24 protein-coding genes and 1 other annotated feature are annotated in these 20,420 nt (G+C 44.4%); of the genes, 17 read left to right on the top strand and 7 right to left on the bottom strand.

The window, feature by feature from the left end:
- Nucleotides 1–5 precede the first annotated feature (5 nt).
- Together SLH55_RS15905 and SLH55_RS15900 are read left to right on the top strand one after the other, a co-directional pair.
- Nucleotides 6–353: a VOC family protein gene (locus SLH55_RS15905; RefSeq protein ID WP_320323958.1), complete on the top strand. Its 348-nt coding sequence runs from the start codon at nucleotides 6–8 to the stop codon at nucleotides 351–353.
- Nucleotides 354–390: 37 nt separating this feature from the next.
- Complete coding sequence (locus tag SLH55_RS15900) at nucleotides 391–1,467, top strand: DUF3626 domain-containing protein (protein ID WP_320323957.1); 1,077 nt, start codon at nucleotides 391–393, stop codon at nucleotides 1,465–1,467.
- Nucleotides 1,468–1,696: 229 nt separating this feature from the next.
- On the opposite strand, the gene SLH55_RS15895 is transcribed toward SLH55_RS15900, so the two are convergent.
- From SLH55_RS15895 to SLH55_RS15880, 4 genes are all read right to left on the bottom strand, one after another.
- Entirely contained in the window at nucleotides 1,697–2,155 is a 459-nt protein-coding gene (locus SLH55_RS15895; RefSeq protein WP_320323956.1) for a DMT family transporter, read from the bottom strand.
- Between the two features lie 13 nt (nucleotides 2,156–2,168).
- Nucleotides 2,169–2,600: a DMT family transporter gene (locus SLH55_RS15890; protein ID WP_320323955.1), complete on the bottom strand. Its 432-nt coding sequence runs from the start codon at nucleotides 2,598–2,600 to the stop codon at nucleotides 2,169–2,171.
- 115 nt (nucleotides 2,601–2,715) lie between these two features.
- Nucleotides 2,716–3,030, bottom strand: a complete 315-nt coding sequence (locus SLH55_RS15885) for a metalloregulator ArsR/SmtB family transcription factor (protein ID WP_320323954.1) — start codon at nucleotides 3,028–3,030, stop codon at nucleotides 2,716–2,718.
- A 598-nt stretch (nucleotides 3,031–3,628) separates the two neighbouring features.
- Entirely contained in the window at nucleotides 3,629–3,781 is a 153-nt protein-coding gene (locus SLH55_RS15880) for a hypothetical protein (protein ID WP_320323953.1), read from the bottom strand.
- A 319-nt stretch (nucleotides 3,782–4,100) separates the two neighbouring features.
- On the opposite strand from SLH55_RS15880, the gene SLH55_RS15875 reads away from it, so the two are divergent.
- From SLH55_RS15875 to SLH55_RS15850, 6 genes are all read left to right on the top strand, one after another.
- A complete protein-coding gene (locus tag SLH55_RS15875; RefSeq protein WP_219927342.1) occupies nucleotides 4,101–4,190 on the top strand; it encodes a putative holin-like toxin in 90 nt (29 codons plus the stop codon).
- A gap of 271 nt (nucleotides 4,191–4,461) precedes the next feature.
- Nucleotides 4,462–4,719 (top strand) — a binding site (T-box leader).
- A 50-nt stretch (nucleotides 4,720–4,769) separates the two neighbouring features.
- The gene (gene ileS, locus SLH55_RS15870; protein WP_320323952.1) at nucleotides 4,770–7,862 is read left to right on the top strand and encodes an isoleucine--tRNA ligase; all 3,093 of its coding nucleotides are present in this window, start codon (nucleotides 4,770–4,772) and stop codon (nucleotides 7,860–7,862) included.
- A gap of 110 nt (nucleotides 7,863–7,972) precedes the next feature.
- The gene (locus tag SLH55_RS15865) at nucleotides 7,973–8,656 is read left to right on the top strand and encodes an HAD-IA family hydrolase (protein WP_320323951.1); all 684 of its coding nucleotides are present in this window, start codon (nucleotides 7,973–7,975) and stop codon (nucleotides 8,654–8,656) included.
- Between the two features lie 15 nt (nucleotides 8,657–8,671).
- Nucleotides 8,672–9,112, top strand: coding sequence for a GNAT family N-acetyltransferase (locus SLH55_RS15860; RefSeq protein ID WP_320323950.1), 441 nt, complete (start codon nucleotides 8,672–8,674; stop codon nucleotides 9,110–9,112).
- Between the two features lie 18 nt (nucleotides 9,113–9,130).
- Nucleotides 9,131–9,808 carry a type II CAAX endopeptidase family protein gene (locus SLH55_RS15855; protein WP_320323949.1) on the top strand — a complete coding sequence of 226 codons (678 nt, stop codon included), beginning with the start codon at nucleotides 9,131–9,133 and terminating at the stop codon, nucleotides 9,806–9,808.
- Nucleotides 9,809–9,829: 21 nt separating this feature from the next.
- Entirely contained in the window at nucleotides 9,830–10,273 is a 444-nt protein-coding gene (locus SLH55_RS15850) for a hypothetical protein (protein WP_320323948.1), read from the top strand.
- A gap of 109 nt (nucleotides 10,274–10,382) precedes the next feature.
- On the opposite strand, the gene SLH55_RS15845 is transcribed toward SLH55_RS15850, so the two are convergent.
- A complete protein-coding gene (locus tag SLH55_RS15845; protein WP_320323947.1) occupies nucleotides 10,383–10,733 on the bottom strand; it encodes a GIY-YIG nuclease family protein in 351 nt (116 codons plus the stop codon).
- Between the two features lie 23 nt (nucleotides 10,734–10,756).
- Nucleotides 10,757–11,503: a DUF2087 domain-containing protein gene (locus tag SLH55_RS15840; protein ID WP_320323946.1), complete on the bottom strand. Its 747-nt coding sequence runs from the start codon at nucleotides 11,501–11,503 to the stop codon at nucleotides 10,757–10,759.
- Between the two features lie 238 nt (nucleotides 11,504–11,741).
- On the opposite strand from SLH55_RS15840, the gene SLH55_RS15835 reads away from it, so the two are divergent.
- From SLH55_RS15835 to SLH55_RS15810, 6 genes are all read left to right on the top strand, one after another.
- Complete coding sequence (locus SLH55_RS15835) at nucleotides 11,742–12,746, top strand: ATP-binding cassette domain-containing protein (RefSeq protein WP_320323945.1); 1,005 nt, start codon at nucleotides 11,742–11,744, stop codon at nucleotides 12,744–12,746.
- Entirely contained in the window at nucleotides 12,743–13,549 is an 807-nt protein-coding gene (locus tag SLH55_RS15830) for an ABC transporter permease (protein WP_320323944.1), read from the top strand. The genes SLH55_RS15835 and SLH55_RS15830 overlap by 4 nt, the downstream gene beginning before the upstream one ends.
- Nucleotides 13,550–13,656: 107 nt before the next feature.
- Nucleotides 13,657–14,337: a response regulator transcription factor gene (locus SLH55_RS15825; protein ID WP_320323943.1), complete on the top strand. Its 681-nt coding sequence runs from the start codon at nucleotides 13,657–13,659 to the stop codon at nucleotides 14,335–14,337.
- Entirely contained in the window at nucleotides 14,334–15,446 is a 1,113-nt protein-coding gene (locus SLH55_RS15820; RefSeq protein WP_320323942.1) for a HAMP domain-containing sensor histidine kinase, read from the top strand. The genes SLH55_RS15825 and SLH55_RS15820 overlap by 4 nt, the downstream gene beginning before the upstream one ends.
- Complete coding sequence (locus SLH55_RS15815) at nucleotides 15,443–16,024, top strand: GNAT family N-acetyltransferase (RefSeq protein WP_320323941.1); 582 nt, start codon at nucleotides 15,443–15,445, stop codon at nucleotides 16,022–16,024. The genes SLH55_RS15820 and SLH55_RS15815 overlap by 4 nt, the downstream gene beginning before the upstream one ends.
- A 114-nt stretch (nucleotides 16,025–16,138) precedes the next feature.
- A complete protein-coding gene (locus tag SLH55_RS15810) occupies nucleotides 16,139–16,957 on the top strand; it encodes a nucleotidyltransferase domain-containing protein (RefSeq protein ID WP_320323940.1) in 819 nt (272 codons plus the stop codon).
- A 204-nt stretch (nucleotides 16,958–17,161) separates the two neighbouring features.
- On the opposite strand, the gene SLH55_RS15805 is transcribed toward SLH55_RS15810, so the two are convergent.
- Complete coding sequence (locus SLH55_RS15805) at nucleotides 17,162–17,335, bottom strand: hypothetical protein (protein WP_320323939.1); 174 nt, start codon at nucleotides 17,333–17,335, stop codon at nucleotides 17,162–17,164.
- 157 nt (nucleotides 17,336–17,492) lie between these two features.
- On the opposite strand from SLH55_RS15805, the gene SLH55_RS15800 reads away from it, so the two are divergent.
- The 3 genes from SLH55_RS15800 to SLH55_RS15790 all read left to right on the top strand — a co-directional run bounded on the left by SLH55_RS15800 (nucleotide 17,493) and on the right by SLH55_RS15790 (nucleotide 20,419).
- Nucleotides 17,493–18,683 (top strand): sensor histidine kinase, encoded by a 1,191-nt coding sequence (locus SLH55_RS15800; protein WP_320323938.1) that lies wholly within the window; start codon nucleotides 17,493–17,495, stop codon nucleotides 18,681–18,683.
- The gene (locus SLH55_RS15795; protein WP_320323937.1) at nucleotides 18,683–19,339 is read left to right on the top strand and encodes a response regulator transcription factor; all 657 of its coding nucleotides are present in this window, start codon (nucleotides 18,683–18,685) and stop codon (nucleotides 19,337–19,339) included. Before SLH55_RS15800 ends, SLH55_RS15795 begins: the two co-directional genes overlap by 1 nt.
- Nucleotides 19,340–19,486: 147 nt before the next feature.
- Nucleotides 19,487–20,419 carry an ABC transporter ATP-binding protein gene (locus SLH55_RS15790; RefSeq protein ID WP_320323936.1) on the top strand — a complete coding sequence of 311 codons (933 nt, stop codon included), beginning with the start codon at nucleotides 19,487–19,489 and terminating at the stop codon, nucleotides 20,417–20,419.
- Nucleotide 20,420: the final 1 nt, after the last annotated feature.

Raw genomic sequence — 20,420 nt, 5'->3', positions numbered from 1 at the left:
ATATCATGATCAAAGGCTTCGGAGGAATCTTCTGGAGAACCAAAAACCTGGATGAGATAAAAAGGTGGTACAGCGAAGTGTTAAAGCTTGAGATAGAAGGCTGGAATGGGACCATTATTAAACCCGATCCAGAAAATGAAACGATCTTTTCTTTCTTTAAGGAAGATGACACATACTTCCCGACTGAACAGCAGGTTATGTTGAATTTCCAAGTTCATGATTTGGAAGAAACGATACAGCATCTGAATCAAATCGGAGTACCCCTTGCAAAAGAAAAAGAGGCGAGTGAATTCGGTCAGTTTATTTGGATTCTAGATCCTGAAGGCAGACTGATTGAGCTTTGGGAGAAATAATGGGTTGGAGTCATTCGGTTAGGAGAGTCGGATCTTTATGGGATTAACACCGTCACAGCGTCAGGCAATCGATTATTTTACCTCCTTTGCCCTAAAGCATAAAGCGGAAGCGAATTCTACCATCCAGCATGTCCTGAACATGTCCAATATTTCAGCTGAAGTGTTCGATCAGGCCGTTCACCATATAAAAACATACGCACAGATCGGTCTACATTTCCATCCGGATCGACCGACGTCCACCAGGAAGAACGTTGCCGGGTCCCTGCTTGAACAAGGGCAATATAAAAGTCAGTTCGAAACATTCATATCGAATGGGAAAGTGTCTCCCAGTTCAGGTGGTGACCGGGATCTGTGGGAGGAGGATATGTTTGGGGGAGCTTATCAATCGGAAGGTGCGTTGATGAGCGAACGGCCAAAGTACGGGGCATTGAACCTGATGCTCCATCCGGATGGTCCTTCCCCACGGTTCGGCTCATGCTATTTTCTGCTATCCCCTGAAGTCTCATCCCGTTCTACCTTCACATACCTGGACTCTCATCAAAACCCCCATGAGAAGGGAACATACCAAGAATTCGATATGATTTTGGCTGCGCTTTTGGAAGAAATGTTTTTAAGGGATTTTGCATTGGGAGAGAAGGATCTGACTCCGACGAGGTTTATTCAACACATATTGAATGATCTTGAGCATGGCAGGAAGGAACGAGTGACCCATCGAAATCTGAATCATTATATCGAATCCCAAATTCATGGGCCGATTTCATTGGAAAAAGATGTAGAAGTACTAGTTGCCGATCCATCTTTTAAGGATACAACAGTCGGTAAAACGATGGAGCAAATGTGTTCCAAGTATTCGATCGAACTTCAATGGCATATGGGTTTTAGCCTTAATGTGGATGATGTTCCTTCTGATTTCAGAGGGGCATCCATGCCATCTTTGGCCAGGCGGATTTCTCAAAAAAATAAGATTGATGCGCACACAATCGGGCTGGCGGCCCTTGATGTTAAGAAGAATCCGGGAGACTGGAAAGGCCGGGGAACATATGAAGACGTACTGCAGGAATTAAAGCTTTTGTGGCATGTCCTGGTGAAGTACGGAAAACCAAATGAGAAGTAATTGAGGTGGTCCCGAGGTGAAGAAAACATCCGTGACGGCAGTAGCTTTAAGTATGATGTTGATCTGTGTTCTATCAAATGAGTACTCTTTTCGTCATGCCAAGCATTCTTGTATAAAAAATGATAAAACGCCAACGGTAGAAAAGTCCTTTCTATCTTTTCGTTGGAGTGTCTCCTGTAAATAAACCAGATCTGGCCCCCATATTCTGCGGGCCAGATCTGGTTTCATATTAATGGGCATTTCTCTCTGTTGAATTCCCCTTATACACGAAATATAGGGCTAGCATCATACTCACCAAAGCCAGCCAACGCTTCGGATCCATTGCTATTTCCACACCGCCGAACCAGCCGAAGTGATCAATGACCATACCGGCAATGAGCTGACCGATCACGGTTGAAATATTGGCTGCCGTCACACCGATGATCGGGACGGCAAGAACGGTCAAGAACAGATAGCCTACCCCGAATAGAACAGCACTCAATTGCCACTTAGGTGCATCAAGCAGAGCAAGAACATCGCCCTGTCCGAAGAATAATATGATGATGATGAGAAAGAGAGTTCCGGTGGCGAACGTCAGGAACGCACTTTCCAACGTCCCGGCTTTCTTGCTGAAGGTCCCGTTGATAGAGGACTGTGCGCTTAACATAATACCTGCAAGCAGGGTAAATAGAATGATAAATAGATTCATGAGTTCTACTCCTTTAGAAGATTAATAGTAATGCCACGGACATGAATCCGACGGCTAATAGTTGATTAAGATTGACCGGGTTCTTCCGGCTCCCGAGCCATCCAAAGTGCTCGATCAGGATGCTCATCGCCATCTGACCCAATATGACGGAAACCATGGATAGGCCAACGCCGACAATGGGGATACTGATGACCAGAATCGTTAAATAAACGACGCCGAGAATCCCTCCAAGCAGATTCCATTTCGGTGCTTTAAATGTGTAAGATAGCTTTCCCTTTCCAAAGAAGAGAAGAGCAAGCCCTAAAATGATCGACCCTGTAAAGAAGTTATAAAAGCTGCTTTCGAGTTTACCGACACTTTTACCAAGTTCACCGTAGATGGCACCCTCGATACTGAGTGCCATTCCGGCAATCAGGGCAATGATGTATATGAAAAATTTTTTCATGACTGTGACTCCTTTATTTTTATATTTTTAAATATCGAGAATTAACGATATGTTAATCTAAAAATAAATCTATATATCGAGAAATGTAGATTTGATATACAAAGAAAAAAACCTGTTACAGGTCTTTTCCAATATAATCAGCTAATGTCGAGATGGTTTCTTCGTTCCTTCGATAGTACGTCCACTTTCCATGCCGCTCGGATTCAAGAAGGTCTGCTTTTTGCATCATCGACAAGTACTGTGAAATCGTCGATTGCGACAGGTTGGCCTTCTCTTGTATGTCCCCGACACAGACACCACCTTTTTCGCTTAAATTTTTTGATAAGTGAGCGGTCGGCTTATCAAAATGTTTATGCGGTTCCTTCAACCACTGCAAAATATTCAACCGGGTTTCATTGGACAATGCTTTGAATAGATCGATTGTTTTCATGGGGTCTATACTAATCGGTTTTTCTCGATATGTCAATCCTTCTGAATGTGAAGATCATTGAAAAAGCCCTTTAAAGCATCAAGCTAAATAGACGGAAAAATTCCGCTTAATTCGTTCATTACTAGTAAAAAAGGTAGGAATAGACGGAAAAATTCCGTCTATATCCTCAAACCAAAACAAATATAGGTGTTTTTTCTGTGCATAAGCGGAAAAGTTCCCCTTATTTACTCCAAAAAAAGCTCCATTCTACATATAACCGGAAAAGCTCCGCCTATTTCATTTTTGTTGGTTCTTCTATGGAAAATGTTTACCCGGGGATCTGAGGTTTTCTTGCAGTGTGCTCATCGTTAATAATGGTGACACACTTTGGAAAATCAGGAAAGATGAAATACTGTTGACTATAAACCCTTTTGTTTCATAGCTTTCGGTAACAATGTGCATCAACTGACTATGTACTGTTCCATCTATAAGCATGACAGCAGTCTATATCTAAAGTACATACTATCTGTTATTCCTTTTTGACTATTTAAAAGGGTCCACTGAGATAGATGAACTCCGTAAATGGTGCTTTTTAAATCTTATCCAGACAGCTTCATCTTCACTTCGCTCTGACCAACCTGATTTCTTCCGCTTTCGCCAACACACATTGCTTGTCTTCCGAACTCAATTCTACATATTCAGAATCATAGATCCAGAATATGGTGTACAATTCATCTTCATATTCTACAATATCGCCGAGATTATATTTCATTTTCTCTCCTTGAAGGAGATCGATCCATTCTCAGTGAACGGAGTATATTTTACCATTACTTTAGAACTAAAAATATTTCCGGGGGCTCTATGAGAGGCAATTTAGATTGAATTTTTCTATAAAATCATGCCTGTACGCTGAGATTCACCATAAATTATTCTTCTAAGAATGTATGAAGTATACCCCCTCCAAATTTTCAGACTGGTCCATTCGGAAGGGAGTAAACACACGTTTGCCTATGATATAATGGAAGTACACAACATAATACGGAAGATGGGGTAGCGGCTCACACTCCCAAGTGAAGGGAGGTGATACGCTAATGATTGCTGTAGGAGATGTATTACAAATCATGATTGCCTTTGGAACATTGATTGTAGCAATTGTCGCGGTTACACAAAAAAAGAAGTAACCATCGTCCCCACCGCTCATGAGGATCATTGATGATTACTTCTGTTTCGATTGACTCTAAGTGAGCCGCTGCACATTCCATGCAGTTTATGTTGTGGAGGAGTCCTGATTGCCGTCAGGCTCCTTTTTTAGTGTACTTAACTATCTTTATTATATACATAATGTGATTCGTTAGTAAAGAATAGTGAATAAATGGATCACTTACAGCCCAAAATAAAATAAAGTATTGACAAAATTAACCTGTATCGTATAGATTATTTGTAACATAACACTTACATTCCATGACGAGAACGAGTAGGTATGGAGTCTGTTCTACAGAGAGTTGGCGATTTGGTGGAAGTCAACGTTCAGATCATATTGAATATCCTCTCCGAGAAGCAAAGCTGAAGGTACTTTAAGCTTTGACGGGTTTCCGCCGTTACAAGGAACGCGTATGATTGTACGTTGCATGAGCGCTGTCAAAGTAAACTTGAAATACAGTTTGCGGACAGAATCAGGGTGGTATCGCGGGTTATAAACTCGTCCCTAACTTAGGTTAGGGGCGGGTTTTTTTTATTTATATAAAAGAAGGTGTGATGACATGGATAAGGTAAATGTAAACGAAAAGTCGGTCGAAAGGGAGCAGCGGATCCAGGATTACTGGAATTCGAATCATATTTTTGAAAAATCTGTGGCAAATCGTGAAGGGGAAAAGACATTCGTCTTCTACGAAGGTCCCCCGACAGCCAACGGTCTGCCGCATGCCGGGCATGTCCTAGGACGTGTAATCAAAGATTTCGTCGCCAGGTATCAAACGATGCGTGGATATCAAGTGAAACGAAAGGCAGGTTGGGATACCCACGGCCTGCCGGTGGAACTAGGAGTCGAAAAGAAAATCGGCGTCTCAGGTAAACAGGAAATCGAGGAATACGGCGTAGAGAAATTCATTGATGAATGTAAAAAGAGTGTGTTCGATTATGAAAGGCAGTGGCGTACGTTCACCGAAGCCATCGGATACTGGGTGGATATGGACGATCCTTATGTGACCCTCCAAAATGACTATATCGAAAGCGTCTGGCACATCCTTTCGAACATCCATAAGAAAGGGTTGCTCTATCAGGGGCACCGGGTCGTCCCGTACTGCCCGAGCTGTCAAACGTCCCTCAGCTCCCATGAGGTAGCTCAAGGATATAAAGATGTAAAAGATCTTTCCGCAACGGCCAAATTCAAAGTGGAAGGAAAAGAGGATGAGTACTTTCTCGGTTGGACGACGACACCGTGGACGCTTCCGTCAAATGTGGCACTTGCCGTCCATGAAGACGTGGATTACGTGAAAGCGAGGCGGGGTGAAGAGACATATATCCTTGCGAAAAACCTTGTGAACGAGGTGCTGGGAGAAGACGTTGAAGTGGTCAGTGAGCATAAAGGACACGAATTTGTTGGCGTTTCGTATCAACCGCCTTTCGACAATCTTACGCTTGAGCGAGGTCATGAAGTCATTTCGGCAGGGTTTGTAACAGACGAGAGCGGAACCGGTATCGTTCATCTGGCACCTGCGCACGGGGAAGATGATTACAATGCCATCAAAGAAAGCGGATTGGATTTTGTAAATATCGTGGATGAGAAGGGCTGCTACACCAGTGATTTCAAGCCTCTCCAAGGGGAATTCACAAAGGACAGCGATGTGAAAATCATCAAGATGCTGGCAGACAGCAACCTTCTATTTTCAAAAGAAAAGTACGAACACAGCTATCCACACTGCTGGCGCTGTGACTCACCGCTCATCTACTACGCGATGGAAGGCTGGTTCATCAAGACAACGGCCATGAAAGATACGATCATCAAGAACAACCAATCTGTCGAGTGGTATCCGGATCACATGAAAGAGGGCAGATTCGGGAAATTCCTCGACAATATGGTCGATTGGAACCTTGGCAGGAACCGCTACTGGGGAACGCCGCTGAACGTCTGGGTTTGTGGGGATTGTGACCAGCAGTTCGTCCCGGGGAGCGTTGCCGAGCTGAAAGAACATGCGAAAAGCGGTTGGAAAGACGATCTTGAGCTTCATAAACCGTATGTCGACGAAGTGACCGTGGAATGTCCGTCCTGCTCACATGAAATGAAGAGGACGAAAGAAGTGATCGATGTCTGGTTCGACAGCGGCTCGATGCCTTTTGCCCAGTATCATTATCCATTTGAAAATAAAGAGTTATTCCAACAACAATTCCCGGCGGATGTAATCGCAGAAGGAGTGGACCAGACGAGGGGATGGTTCTACAGCTTGTTGACGGTATCCTCTCTCTTTACCGGCAAAGCTCCTTATAAGCGTGTCTTATCACTTGGGCATATCCTCGATGAAGACGGACGGAAGATGTCCAAGAGTAAAGGGAATGTCATGAATCCGATGGAACTCGTGGAGAAATTCGGAGCCGATGCTCTTAGATGGGCCTTGCTCGCTGACAGTGCTCCCTGGAATAATAAACGCTTCTCGGAAAACGTCGTCAGTCAGGCAAAATCGAAGCTTGTGGACACGCTGAATAACGTTCATTCCTTTTACACCCTGTATGCGGTGATCGACGGATTTGATCCTGAAAAACATGAAGCCGGAACGCCTTCCCTGCTTGATCAGTGGATGGTATCACGATTGAATTCGGTGACCAAACTTGTAACGGATCATTTAGATGGATATGACTTTACGGCAGGAGCGAGAGAGTTATCCATTCTGGTGGATCAGGTGAGTAACTGGTATATCCGGAGGTCGCGGGAACGCTTCTGGAGTGAAGGACTGAATGAAGATAAATTAGCGGCGTATCACACGTTACATCGGGTATTGGTCAGTGTGAGCCGGCTGCTTGCCCCTTTCACACCATTCATCGCAGAAGATATCCATATGAACCTGACGGGTGAAAGCGTTCATCTGGCTGATTTCCCGAAAGCTGAACAAGAGGAGATCAACCCGCTCCTTGAACTGGAAATGGACCATGTATTACAAGTTGTCGAGCTTGCCAGGTCCGCCCGGAATATGACAAGCATCAAAACGAAGCAGCCCCTATCTGAGCTTACGGTTGTTGGGTCAAAACAAGATACTGAACCTCTTCAGAAATATGAATACATCATCAAAGATGAAATCAACGTGAAGAACGTTCAATTGCAGGACAATGCAGGAGATTCTGTACAGTATGAACTGAAGCTGCATTTCCCGACAGCCGGTCCGAAACTCGGGAAGCTGGTGGGATTGGCGCAGAAACATTTACAATCCCTATCTTCCGAAGAAGCGAAGAAGGCTGTGGAACAAGGGTATGTTGAATTTGAATCTCCAAACGGGGAGAAGGTTTCGGTTGAGAAGGATGACCTGATCGTTCATCAAAAGACCCATCAAGGGTTGGAAATGGCTTCAAACTCAACGTTCAGCGTTTTCCTTGATACAACCATCACAGAAGATCTGCGAAAAGAAGGGAAAGCCCGGGAACTGGTCCGTGCCGTTCAGCAATACCGTAAAGAGTTGAATCTGCCGGTGGAACAGCGAGTGCATTTGGTGTTGGATGTGGATGAATCGATGAAAGAGGTTGTGGAGCAATTTGAAGGTTTACTGCAGGGCAGTCTCTTGATCAAGAACCTAACGTTTGAGAAACGAGAAAGCATGAAGACCGTCGATCTGGATGGAGATCGTTTAGGGATATATGTAGAAGCATAATGTGACGAAGGGCTTACCCAAACGAGGGTGAGCCCTTTTTCTGGGAAAATTTATCTTGAGTAAATGGACCTAATTTGAAATAATTGGTAGTAAGAAAGGTGTGATGACGTATGAAGGAATACAAAGCCATACTATTTGATTTAGACGATACGTTACTCGATCGAAATCAGGCAGTGGATAACCTATTTATTGTTTTATTGGAAGAGAGTTATGGGAATGTGGAGGAAACGTTGAAAGAAGAAATGCTTCGGAAGTTCAAGGAGTACGACAAGAAATCCTATGGCATCAGTGATAAAACAGCTGTCATTGAATCGTTTTATAATGAATTTCCACCATTGTACCGATTAACACAGATTCAAGACTTCTGGAATCATCACTTTCCTCAATGTTTTTCAATCAGTGAGCATACCCTCGATCTGTTGAAAGACATCCAGGAGAATATGAAGGTTGCCATCATCACAAACGGCACGATACATAGACAAAAAGCGAAAATCATGAATACCCGTTTACAAGAATATTTTAATGTCATTGTGATTTCCGAGGAAGTGGCGTTGGAGAAACCGGATCCGCGCATATTCGAATACACGCTGAATAAGCTTCAAGTACAGCCGGAAGACGCATTATTCGTCGGGGATAATCTGGAGAAGGATGTTAAAGGGCCTCAAGGTGCCGGCCTCAAGGGGATATGGTTCAATCCAAGTGGAGTAGAAAACGATTCTGATATAGAGCCGGATGATGAGATTCAGTCGTTGGATGAATTGTTACATTATCTGACTCCTAAACAAGTAACTTGATGAGGAGGCGCCATTTTGAGTATTCATTACAGTCAATTTCGTTCTTTACCAGAAGATCAGGTCGTAAATGGGTTGGTGACATTACATCAATCCATATTTGGAGCTTCGGACGATTTGATCACCAAAATGGCCAGTAAGCCTGAAATATTAATAGACATGGCTATGTTCGATTCCAGAGTCATTGGATATAAAATAGGCTACGAACTGGACCCACACACCTTTTACAGCTGGTTGGGAGGCGTGGATCCGGACTATCGAAAACAGGGCATTGCCGCAGAGTTGATGAAACGGCAGCATCACACATTGAAGGAACTCCGGTATATGGTGGTGCAAACCAAAACCATGAATAAATGGCGCAGTATGCTGATTCTCAATATCAAGAATGGTTTTGATGTCATCGATACGTATACGAATGAGAAAGGCTTACATAAGATCATTCTGGAAAAAAAGTTATAGCAGAGCGGGGGAGTTTTCTTGCAAAATAGCTTATCCACAAATGAACCGATTGTTGTGAAGGAAGAAGGATCGTTTGTCAGGATTAAAACTCTATGTATCTATTTGCTCCTACTGGCGGTGCCCGGTTTCTTCATAAATAAGTTGCCTCTTTCGGGTGTTGTGTACGAAGGGGGCAAGGGACTTATATGGTTTACGTACTTTATGGTCGTGACCCTGAGCTACAAGGAAATCAGAACCTTCATCCGTCCATTCTTGAACGCCAAAGCCTTCAAGAAGCCGGTAACCTGGATGTGGATTTTTCTCACCTTTATGCTTCCATATGCCTTGTTGCACCTTTGCCTTTATTTTGAAGTGGTCTTGGATAAATATTTTATTTTTTATTTCAATAACCATATGATGCATGCAAGCAGCTGGGGGCAAACAATTGACGTAGCGATTCTTACACCGATATGGGAAGAAATCGTGTACAGAGGCATCTTGCTGACAATTCTATTAAGGTTTGTGAAGTCGTATTGGGCAGTTGGCATTACATCAATCCTATTTGGACTTGTCCACCCTTCGGACATTTGGGTGTTTACAATATTGGGTGGCTTCCTTTTAACGATAACCGCTTATAAAACCAAATCCATCCTGCCCGCGATGGTCGCTCATTCACTCTGGAATTTATATATGGTGCAGCTATTCCTTTATTTTTAGATGACAGGAGGGAAGCGATTCATGAAAAAAGTAAGTATTGTACTGGGTGTGATCCTTTTCCTCGCCATACTGGCCAATCTCCATACGATCATTGCTTCAGCCAAATGGTATTCGTTTGAACACAACAAAATCGTTTCAACTGAAACAAAGATCATAACGTACGATGACATATTGGAGAGGTTATACCACCAGAGAAAAATGGCATCCGAATTAGAGGGCTCGATTGTTTATTCAAGGATTGGGGATGAAGTACGAAAAGGGGCTGATGACGCTTCTGATTACGAAATAGTATTATCGCATAACGATCACCTTGCTTCTTTGAAAGTGAAACTGCCCATCACAACGTACAAAGACGACGATAAGACCATTGAGTTTATATCTGGAAAAGGGGAAGTGTTAGAAATATTGGAGGACGGTCAGTGGAAAGGTTTTACTGGTGAGTGGGTGGACTTACTAACAAAATAATGAAGATGAATCGTCGAGGCATTGTAAAACAGCTCATAGATTAACGTTCTAAGCTGTCTTACAATGCCTTTCTGTTTCAATATTTTTTACTGTAATAGATACTTCAATACTACCTTTGGTTATACCCCTGTTCCCCATAAGGCTGCACTTTCTCCAACCACTTTTCCTCCAGCTCAGCCAATGCTTCCTTTTCAGTAACAAAGGGATCATCATTCTTTTTCAGCTTCTCCAAGGTCTCAAAGGTAAAAGCGTCTTTCCCGAACTGGTTCCATTCTGATTGTAACGCCTTACTGGTGGTGAACCCGTTGTTCTCAAGCATGAATTTGATCCCGTTCAGGGTCTTCAGGTTTTTCGTGCTTCCGATGTAAATTTTATTGTTTTGTTCATTCTTGATCTGAAAAATACCTGCTTCAACCGGTGTTTCTTTATATTGTTGTTTTAACTCTCTTTTTCGGTCCATGGTTTTGGCCTCCTGTATTCCAGTTATTTTTTTAACCAATAGTTGCTTCCGTCCGGTTTACGGTCCAAAAAGCCGTATTCAATAAGGTATCTTCTAATGAGCACATAATCGTCATAGATGCCTTTGAGTAGTTGGTTTAACCCTCTTTCATCATAGACAACATCTTTCTTCAACTGTTTCGATATCTCACGAAGGACAACCAGCCTCTGTTTTTCCTTAGGTGGGAATTTGGTCAATGCCCCGTCAGAGAAATATTTCTTCAGTATTTTATCCTCTTCGTCCTGAGTGACATTGTACCGTTCGTCTACCATGGTGGCGGTTTTATGAACAGGGACAAACGACGGCGCATTCTCATCTTTTTCTTTCAGTAATTCCATCATGGTCAGGAAGGTCTTGGCCTGACGCTCCTTTTCTTTTAAAGCAAACCGGTGATGACGGATCGTGGACGCACTGCCGATATCCAACTCCTCCTGAACTTCCTTATCATTTTTTCCTTGATAAAATAAGGTCAACAAACGCTTCTGATGATCCGTTAGACCGGTCAGTTTTTTATCCATTCCGATTAAATAGTCGAATACAGATCTGTGCGTTCGTTCAATATGAACACGAATATATTTTTCGGCCAGATAAAATTTATCTTCGTAAGGATAAACCATCCCTTTTTCAATGGTTTCTCCACACATAAGACAAATAAATGAATCTTCTTCTTCAATAAAGCCTCTTTTCATTTCTTCTAAAGAGGCGCTCCAAAACAGGTTGGAAAGTTCCATTCTTAAACACTTCCTACTAAAAAAATAAACTAATTTAAATATTGTTTGTTAATTTATAAACATAATATAATTTTGTTTGTATATTGTCAATGGGTACTCGACGGTTTTCCTTCCTTTCAAGTTCATATTCAGTTCATATAAATCATTTATACTTCCGGTTAGATACGAAAAGCCCCTTGATCTGGTAAGTCATGCAATGAAAAGGTCAAAGGGAGCGAAAACGAGGAGGATATTAAGGATGAAGGATATATCTATAGGAAATGGGGAGTGGGCCCTGGAGGCTAAAGGGCTGGTTAAATCCTTTGGTGACAACCGGGCAGTGGATGGAGTGGATCTTTATGTGAAACCGGGGACGATTTATGGGGTGCTCGGTCCGAATGGGGCAGGTAAGACGACCACCATTCGGATGATTGCGACGCTTCTTAAGGCAGACGCCGGGACGGCACGTATATTCGGTCATGATGTAGTGAAGGAGCCGCAGATTGTACGGCAGTTGATTGGGGTGACGGGTCAATATGCATCCGTTGATGAGTCCTTGAGTGCAACCGAGAATTTGATGATTTTCTCTCGATTATTAGGGTTGAGCAGGAGTGATGCAAAACGGAAATCGACGGAATTATTGGAGGAGTTCGGATTATCGGAAGCGGCGAAACGGCCATTGAAGCATTTCTCAGGAGGGATGCGACGCCGCCTGGACCTTGCGGCTAGCCTGATTGCCCGCCCACCGCTCATCTTTCTAGATGAACCGACGACGGGTCTGGATCCGCGTACGCGAAATCAGATGTGGGACACGATCCGGAAGCTCGTGAAATCGGGGTCGACGGTATTATTGACCACACAGTATCTTCAAGAAGCGGATGAATTGGCAGACCGGATTGCCGTCATCGATCATGGAAAAGTGGTGGCGGAAGGGACGGTCGATGAACTGAAAGGGTCGATCGGGACCTCATCCTTACATCTCAGTACTCAGGATGAACGGAAGATCCAAGAGGCACGCCGCTTAGTGGAAAGGATTCTGAATGTCCGGTCAACTGTATCAGCAGAAGGGGGCAGGATAACGGCACCTCTTGGGAATATCAATCTGGTGACAGACCTGCTGATTGCCCTCAGAGAGACTGGGATCGAGCTTGCTGAGATGAGCGTTCAGAAGCCTTCACTCGACGAAATCTTTTTGACCATTACGGCGGACAAGAAAGATATGACCCCCAATCAGAGGGAAGACAAGAAGGAGGCATGGGGATGAAGCAACCAGCTATGAACCAGGAACACTTAAGCAACCGTACAAGTTTAAAGCAAGCGGTGAAAAATTCATTAAACATGGCATTTCGAGGGTTATTGAAGATTCGCCGTACACCGGAGCAGTTGTTTGATGTGACGCTGCAGCCGATTATTTTTACCCTGATGTTTACGTATATGTTTGGCGGCGCGATCTCAGGGGATGTGCAGAGCTATTTACCTGTCATCATTCCGGGAATTCTCGTCCAGACGGTCATCACGACTTCCATCGTGACAGGCGTCCAACTGAGGGAGGACATGGATAAAGGAGTATTCGACCGGTTCAAGTCACTGCCGATTGCAAGGATTGCTCCACTCGCAGGGGCACTGCTGGCCGATACGATCCGTTATACGATTGCAACGGTCCTTACGTTCACGATGGGGTATATCATGGGGTATCGACCAGAAGCAGGCCTTGGATTCGTGATTCTTGCTGGACTCCTGGTCATTGCCTGTTCCTGGGCTGTCAGCTGGATTTTTGCCTTCTTTGGAGTCATTTCGAGGACCGCCTCGAGTGTTCAGGGAATCTCCATGATTGTCTTATTCCCACTCACATTTCTGTCAAATGCATTCGTGCCTTCGGAAACATTGCCGAACTGGCTTCAGTGGTTTGTGAAATTCAATCCCATTTCGCATCTCGTCACAGCAGTCAGGGACCTGACAAACGCAGGGACCGTCGGATGGGACCTTACCATTTCCCTTCTGGGTGCTGTATTGATTGTAGCCATCTTTGCTCTAATTACTGTAAAGGCCTATATGAAGCGGACATGAAAATATAGTAAGATGTGAGTAGCTAATCTGATTCGGACATATAAAGGCAACCCCCGTTATGGGGCAGCTGTTCAGATACACCATCATGTGAAAAAGGAATGAGTAATGTGGCGAAAATATTGATCGTGGATGACGACTCACATATTCGGGAATTAATCACTGTCCTGCTTTCGAAAGAGGGAATTTTCATCCATGAGGCTGGGGATGGAGAGGAAGCACTTGCTATCCTTGGCTCAACGAAAATGGATCTGATCATCTTGGATATTATGATGCCGAATATGGATGGCTGGACGTTCTGTAAAGAAGTTAGAACTTATTATTCCGAGACCCTTCCCATCTTGATGCTGACGGCAAAAGGGGAAACGGCCCAGAAGGTGAAGGGATTCGACCTCGGGACAGATGATTATATGGTCAAACCGTTTGCACCGGCTGAACTGACAGCCAGGGTCAAAGCTCTACTCAAACGTTCACAGGTTTCCATTGCGAACCGGATCGAATTGGACGGAGTGGTGATAGATCGAGAATCGTATAAAGTGTTCATGAACGAGCGGGAAATCACACTGCCGCTTAAAGAGTTTGAACTGTTATTTAAGCTCGCTCTCAATCAGGGAAAAACTTTTTCACGAGAGCAGTTGATTGAAGATATTTGGGGATACGATTATGAAGGAGATGAGCGGACCGTCGATGTTCATATCCAGCGTCTTCGTCAGCGTTTTACCGGTGTTCCCTCTCCGTTTACAATCACCACGATCCGGGGTCTTGGGTACCGGTTGGAGGTTCACGAATGAAGCTGCCGGAATACGTAAAGCGGATACTGGGAATGGTGGCTGTTATGTCGGCTTTGACTGTGATGTGGTCCCTGTCCTATTGGATCACAGAAACCTTTTATGACGCCATTCATACCCGTCCGCATGAATTTGCGAGACTGCTCATCAACGCCATTCTCGGGTTCTTCCTGTTTGGATGCAGTATGTTCTTCATTACCCAAATCAAGTGGGTGAAAAATCGGCAGGAAAAATTCCTCCATCCGATGATTCAAGCAATGAAGATGATGGCGGAAGGAAACTTCAATATTGATCTATCCTACTACCGAAATCAATTCAATGATCGTGGGGATCATCCTTATTACAAAATCATCGACAGCATAACCCATATGGCAGATCGACTGGGCGAGATGGAAGAAATGCGTCAGGAATTCATTTCAAATGTCTCCCATGAAATTCAATCACCACTTACCTCTATCAGCGGCTTTGCACATGCATTGAAGAACGACAGCCTCGACCCCAAGGAGAGGGAGAGGTACCTTCATATTATCGAAATGGAAAGCGTGAGATTGTCCAAATTGAGTGATAATCTCTTAAAACTGACATCTCTTGAATCAGACCATTTCACCCTGGACCGGGAAGAGTACCGACTGGACCATCAGCTTCGCCGGATCATTCTGGCCAATGAACCACAATGGACTGAAAAAAGGATCAACATGGATATCGACCTTGAAAAAGTCACCGTCCATGCCGATGAGGACCTGATGGATCAGGTATGGACGAATCTCATCCATAACAGCATTAAATTCACTCCGGAAGAAGGGACCATCAGCATTCGGGCATCTATACAATCGGGTGACAACGTCATGGTCACCATCAAGGATACGGGAATCGGGATGGACGATGATAGCCGGATGCATATTTTTGAGAGGTTTTACAAAGCAGACGAATCCAGAAACAGGCACTTGGGAGGAAGCGGCCTCGGCCTATCCATCGTGAAGAGGATCATCGACTTACACGGAGGAGAAATCCAGGTTGAAAGCGAATGGGGAAAAGGCACGACCATGATCGTTTCGTGTGATTCGAATCATTACACTCTTAATGATGGTGGAGAGGGAGAGATAGAAGGATGAACAACATTCAAAACATACAATGTGAAAATATGACAGAAGACATCATACAAGAGTATGAAGATGAAGGGTTTGATCTGATTTTCCAAGAATATGTGATGGAACACTCCTTAACGGACATACCTCAGATTGAAACATCTTTTCCTTTGGATTTCAGTTGTTGGTCATCCTCATCGGTAAAGACCTTCTATGAAGTTTATAAGGCTTCTTTCAAGGAACGTCCGGGATTTCCGGGATGGCCGATGGAAAAATGGGTGGAGTGGATATCTTCTGGTGCAGATTTTTTACCTGAGCGGTCCTATATAGCGATTGTCAATAACCAGGCGGTAGGGTTCATCACCGCGGATAAAGAAACCGACAAGGTCGGGTACATCATTCAAGTCGGTGTGATCCCGGATTGGAGAGGGAAGAGGATGGCTGCGATACTGACTTGCAAATGCCTGGAGGCTTTTCGTTTTGATGGCATGATATCCGCCACACTTCATGTGAATCAAAACAATCCAGGAGCCATAAAGCTATATGAATCGTTAGGATTTAAGACTGTTCGTAAAAGGGGCAAGTTTGAAAAGAAAGATAGATGACAGCATGGCGTATCCCGAATGGAAGGATACGCTTTTTTGCTGTGGATAAAGGAAATTGATTAATAGGGGTAGAATCTAAACTTACAAGATTCACTAGAATGGAGGGGGTTAATCATGAAAGAACATATCATCGACGTCATCCAACAAATCGAAATCGATCAGGACGTGAAAGTACTATTCGCCTGCGAATCCGGAAGCAGGGCGTGGGGATTTCCTTCAAAGGACAGTGACTATGACGTCCGTTTCATTTATATACATAAGCCAGAGTGGTATTTGTCCATTGATCAGAAGAGGGATGTGATGGAGATTCCTGCGAAGGATTCCATCTCCATACCGGTTGATCCGCTGTTGGATATGAGCGGATGGGAGCTGACGAAGGCACTGAGATTACTCAGGAAGTCAAACCCGTCTATTCTAGAGTGGCTTGCCTCACCCATCGTGTATGATCAATCCGTTTCTGTTGTTGATCGAATGAAGGAACTGGAACAGAAGCTATTTTCACCGGTCGCAAGTCTACATCATTATATAAATATGGCAAAGGGCAACTTTCACCATCATGAAGAAGGCGTGATCAAGGACTATTTGAATGTGTTTCGTCCCTTGCTGGCTGCTCTGTGGATCGAGAAATATCATGCGAGCCCTCAGCTCGAATTTCAGAAACTGTTAGAAGACCTGCTCCCGCCGGGTGAAGTGAAAGATGCAGTCGCTTTGTTGTTAAAACGGAAGATAGCGGGGGAGGAGAAGAACCTTGAGCCATGGCCTGAGGTGATGAATGGATATGTTTCTGAAACGATCCAGCATTTAGAAGCGTATGTGAAGTCACTTAAGATCGGTCGTCCTGATCCGACGGAGGAGTTGGACAGATTGTTCAGAAATGCGTTGAGAGAGGTATGGAATGAAGAGTGGACGGATTTTGTTGGTGGTACCTGCTGATTATGGGCTGTTTGTTAGGGAAATCAGGTACGAAGGGATCTAGATTTCGTTAAGAGCCAAGAGTTTCAAGCAGGATATGGGCTTTTGGCTCTTTTTTAATCGACTTTGATCCTTCAGTAGAGGACGGATGGCGATTAATTGCGTCATTTTTTTATTTATTGCGTCTATTTCCAATTAGCACCATTTACTCACGTCCCATAACTATTAATTCCGCCCTGCACCCTTGTCATTGCCCCTATTAAGCCAATACATAAGAAAAAATCCCAATGTAATGCCACTGCTCAAGCTTACTATGAACGTCATTTCATATTTCCCGATTAGAAATAAAAATAAAAATACAATGATTCCGACAATGAATGGAAAGTACCACCGATTCACAAAAACCTCCCCCTTATTGGACTAAGTCACAATCAAAATGGTTTATCTCAAACTCTTCTTTCAATCTCCAATACCCAAGTTCATCCTTACCAAACCACCAAACTAAGCTTATAATGGAAATATATTCTACACTCATATTTAAGATAGGAGTGCTCGCATGAAGTTTACATTCTTAAGCATTCTCCGCCTGGTCATGTTCACCATGATCAGTTACATCTATTATTCTTCTGTGTCTACACCTACAACGTCTCAAATCATCTATGTAATCATAGCGGTAATTGGATTCATACTGAATCATTTTCTATTGGTATCCACCCGGAATCAAACCTATTACCCTCTTGCCATTGATTTCATCCTGATTACGGGCTTTGTATTTTTTTACCCTGGATCGTCTCTGTATTTAATCTTGTTCGGGGTAAATGCAGTGACACTGTTTTTGTCTGCTAAAGATAACCGGATTCTTTGGGGCTTCAGCTTAGCCTTTTTCATCATTTGGTTCGGCTCCATGTACTATACGTATCAAGTAACAGGAACCTTTTCACTTTTGGAAAATCTCATCAATTTCAGCTTAATCGTATTCGAAGCTGTCGTTGGAAGGCTCATACATAAACTGTTCCATGCACGGGCCAAAATTGAAACCCAGTACGGGGAACTGCAGGAAACGCATACGGCGTTAACCGCTGCTCATGAGCAATTGCATCACTACTCAAAACAGGTGGAAGAGCTGACGCTGATTCGTGAACGGAACAGGATATCAGGTGAAATCCATGATACGGTCGGCCATAAGATGACAGCGCTCCTCGTTCAGCTTCAGGTGGCGAAAGAGCTGATGGAATCCAGACCGGAAAATAGTAAAGAGAAAATCGAACTCTGTGAGGGTCTGGCGAGGGAAACACTTCAGGAAATCCGCCTGTCTGTGAGGACGCTAAAGGATCATGATCAGCCGAAGTCGTTCGTCACCACAATACGAAAACTACTGGAAGATTATCAGGTGATGACAGGTCTCACATCCACCTTTACGGTCAAAGGGGATGTGTCCACCATCCCAATCTCCATCCAGCTTGACCTGACGCGGGTCATCCAGGAGTCGATCACCAATGCCGTCCGACATGGGGAGGCGAAGGAGTGCAGCGTCATCCTCGACGTTTTGGGATCTGAGGTAGAGATCAGTATTAAGGACGACGGGAAAGGTGCGGCGGACATCAAGCACGGATTCGGCTTAAAGCATATGAGGGACAGAATCCATGTACATGGAGGAACCACCCTATTCGAAAGCACGAAAGAGGGGTTCCTGGTAAAAGCAACGGTACCGCTCATCGAAATGAAATGGCAAATGGGGGAAACATAATGGTCAACATATTAATCGTTGATGATCAGGAATTAATGAGGGACGGACTTGCCACGATATTAGACTTAAGAGAAGAAATCGATGTGGCAGGGGTGGCGGCGAATGGTAAGGAAGCATTCGAGAAAGCGGGAGAGCTCCGACCTGACATCGTCCTGATGGACATCCGAATGCCTGTTGCGAGCGGAGTGGAGGGAACGAAGCTGATCACCTCCACATATCCCGATATCAAGGTGCTCATGCTCACGACCTTCAACGACAGTGAGCTCATTTTTGAAGCATTGGAAGAAGGGGCGAGCGGATACTTACTGAAAGATATGCCGACGGACGCCATCGTTCAGGCGATCATGACCGTACAATCAGGCGGCATGGTCCTCCCGAAAGAGCTGACTTCGGATATCGTAAAAGAGATGAGGAAAAATCAGTCCACTGAACAAATCAACACAGTCCCGGAAATCGTAAAGGAACTGACGGAGCGGGAACTTGAGGTCCTGAATAAGCTCGGACTCGGCTTGAACAATAAGGAAATTGCCGAGAAACTGTATATATCAGAGGGGACAGTGAAGAATCATGTCTCAAACCTCATCAGCAAGCTTCAACTAAGGGACAGGACTCAGGCGGCAATCTTTGCCGTCCGTTACCACATCACGCATTATTGAACCATGACTTTTAGCATAGTACGACTATGAAATACAGCTATCAAAGCTGTATTTTTTTATGTTCAAATTCTATCGCTGGAGGGATTTGGAAAGAGGAGATCCACGCTATACTTTACATACAGTCAAAGAAAAAGGGTGTGGAGATAGATGTTAGAGGTGAAAGAGCTGAAGAAAAGCTATGGAAAAAAAGAGGTCGTGAAGAATGTGTCCTTTACGATCGAGAAGGGGGAGTCGTTCGGACTGCTTGGACCGAACGGAGCGGGGAAATCCACGACAATCTCGATGATTTGCGGACTTGTGCCGTACGACCATGGGGAAGTGCTGGTGGCGAGTCAATCGGTGAAGCAATTTCCGGTGCTCATCAAGAAGAAAATTGGGGTGGTCCCTCAGGAAATCGCCCTGTACCCAACCATGTCTGCGAGGGATAATCTGCTGTTCTGGGGTAAGATGTACGGTTTGACGGGAGCTCAGGCAAAGAAGCGGGTGGATGACGTACTCGAAATCGTCGGATTGAAAGACAGGGGAAAGGACCGCATTGAAACCTTCTCGGGAGGCATGAAGCGGAGAATCAACATCGGAGCGGCCTTGATGCACGAGCCGGAATTGCTAATCATGGATGAGCCGACGGTGGGAATTGATCCTCAGTCACGAAATCATATATTAGAAACGGTCAAAGGATTGAATGAAAAAGGCATGACCATCATCTATACGAGTCATTACATGGAAGAAGTCGAGTTCCTTTGTAACCGCGTCGGCATCATCGACCACGGGGAAGTGATCGCCCTCGGCACGAAGGCGGAGCTGTGCAGCCGACTTGCGGGTAGCAGCTTCATCCAGTTGAAGGTGGAAAGCTTATCGGATACGGCGATGAAGGTATTGGAAAATACAGCAAATGTACAGATCACCTTTCAGCAAGAAGCCGGCATCATAGAAGTGTTTGCCCCAAACCCGCAGGAAGCCGTCGCCACCATTATCACGTCATCCGTTCAAGCTGGATTGAAAATCGAATCCGTTGAAATCAAAGAATCGAATCTTGAGACGCTTTTCCTGCAGCTGACAGGACGAACCTTACGGGATTAGG

Origin of the sequence: Rossellomorea sp. YZS02 (assembly GCF_033963925.1) — a bacterium.
Classification (GTDB): domain Bacteria; phylum Bacillota; class Bacilli; order Bacillales; family Bacillaceae_B; genus Rossellomorea.
Note: the sequence above shows the minus strand (reverse complement) of the source record. Positions and strands in the feature narration are given on the sequence as shown.

Bases quoted from the DNA above. Each gene is read 5' to 3' on its own strand.
- SLH55_RS15905 (WP_320323958.1), top strand. From the start codon at position 6: ATGATCAAAGGCTTCGGAGGAATCTTCTGGAGAACCAAAAACCTGGAT.
- SLH55_RS15900 (WP_320323957.1), top strand. From the start codon at position 391: ATGGGATTAACACCGTCACAGCGTCAGGCAATCGATTATTTTACCTCC.
- SLH55_RS15895 (WP_320323956.1), bottom strand. From the start codon at position 2,155: ATGAATCTATTTATCATTCTATTTACCCTGCTTGCAGGTATTATGTTA.
- SLH55_RS15890 (WP_320323955.1), bottom strand. From the start codon at position 2,600: ATGAAAAAATTTTTCATATACATCATTGCCCTGATTGCCGGAATGGCA.
- SLH55_RS15885 (WP_320323954.1), bottom strand. From the start codon at position 3,030: ATGAAAACAATCGATCTATTCAAAGCATTGTCCAATGAAACCCGGTTG.
- SLH55_RS15880 (WP_320323953.1), bottom strand. From the start codon at position 3,781: ATGAAATATAATCTCGGCGATATTGTAGAATATGAAGATGAATTGTAC.
- SLH55_RS15875 (WP_219927342.1), top strand. From the start codon at position 4,101: ATGATTGCTGTAGGAGATGTATTACAAATCATGATTGCCTTTGGAACA.
- ileS (WP_320323952.1), top strand. From the start codon at position 4,770: ATGGATAAGGTAAATGTAAACGAAAAGTCGGTCGAAAGGGAGCAGCGG.
- SLH55_RS15865 (WP_320323951.1), top strand. From the start codon at position 7,973: ATGAAGGAATACAAAGCCATACTATTTGATTTAGACGATACGTTACTC.
- SLH55_RS15850 (WP_320323948.1), top strand. From the start codon at position 9,830: ATGAAAAAAGTAAGTATTGTACTGGGTGTGATCCTTTTCCTCGCCATA.
- SLH55_RS15845 (WP_320323947.1), bottom strand. From the start codon at position 10,733: ATGGACCGAAAAAGAGAGTTAAAACAACAATATAAAGAAACACCGGTT.
- SLH55_RS15840 (WP_320323946.1), bottom strand. From the start codon at position 11,503: ATGGAACTTTCCAACCTGTTTTGGAGCGCCTCTTTAGAAGAAATGAAA.
- SLH55_RS15835 (WP_320323945.1), top strand. From the start codon at position 11,742: ATGAAGGATATATCTATAGGAAATGGGGAGTGGGCCCTGGAGGCTAAA.
- SLH55_RS15830 (WP_320323944.1), top strand. From the start codon at position 12,743: ATGAAGCAACCAGCTATGAACCAGGAACACTTAAGCAACCGTACAAGT.
- SLH55_RS15820 (WP_320323942.1), top strand. From the start codon at position 14,334: ATGAAGCTGCCGGAATACGTAAAGCGGATACTGGGAATGGTGGCTGTT.
- SLH55_RS15815 (WP_320323941.1), top strand. From the start codon at position 15,443: ATGAACAACATTCAAAACATACAATGTGAAAATATGACAGAAGACATC.
- SLH55_RS15810 (WP_320323940.1), top strand. From the start codon at position 16,139: ATGAAAGAACATATCATCGACGTCATCCAACAAATCGAAATCGATCAG.
- SLH55_RS15800 (WP_320323938.1), top strand. From the start codon at position 17,493: ATGAAGTTTACATTCTTAAGCATTCTCCGCCTGGTCATGTTCACCATG.
- SLH55_RS15795 (WP_320323937.1), top strand. From the start codon at position 18,683: ATGGTCAACATATTAATCGTTGATGATCAGGAATTAATGAGGGACGGA.
- SLH55_RS15790 (WP_320323936.1), top strand. From the start codon at position 19,487: ATGTTAGAGGTGAAAGAGCTGAAGAAAAGCTATGGAAAAAAAGAGGTC.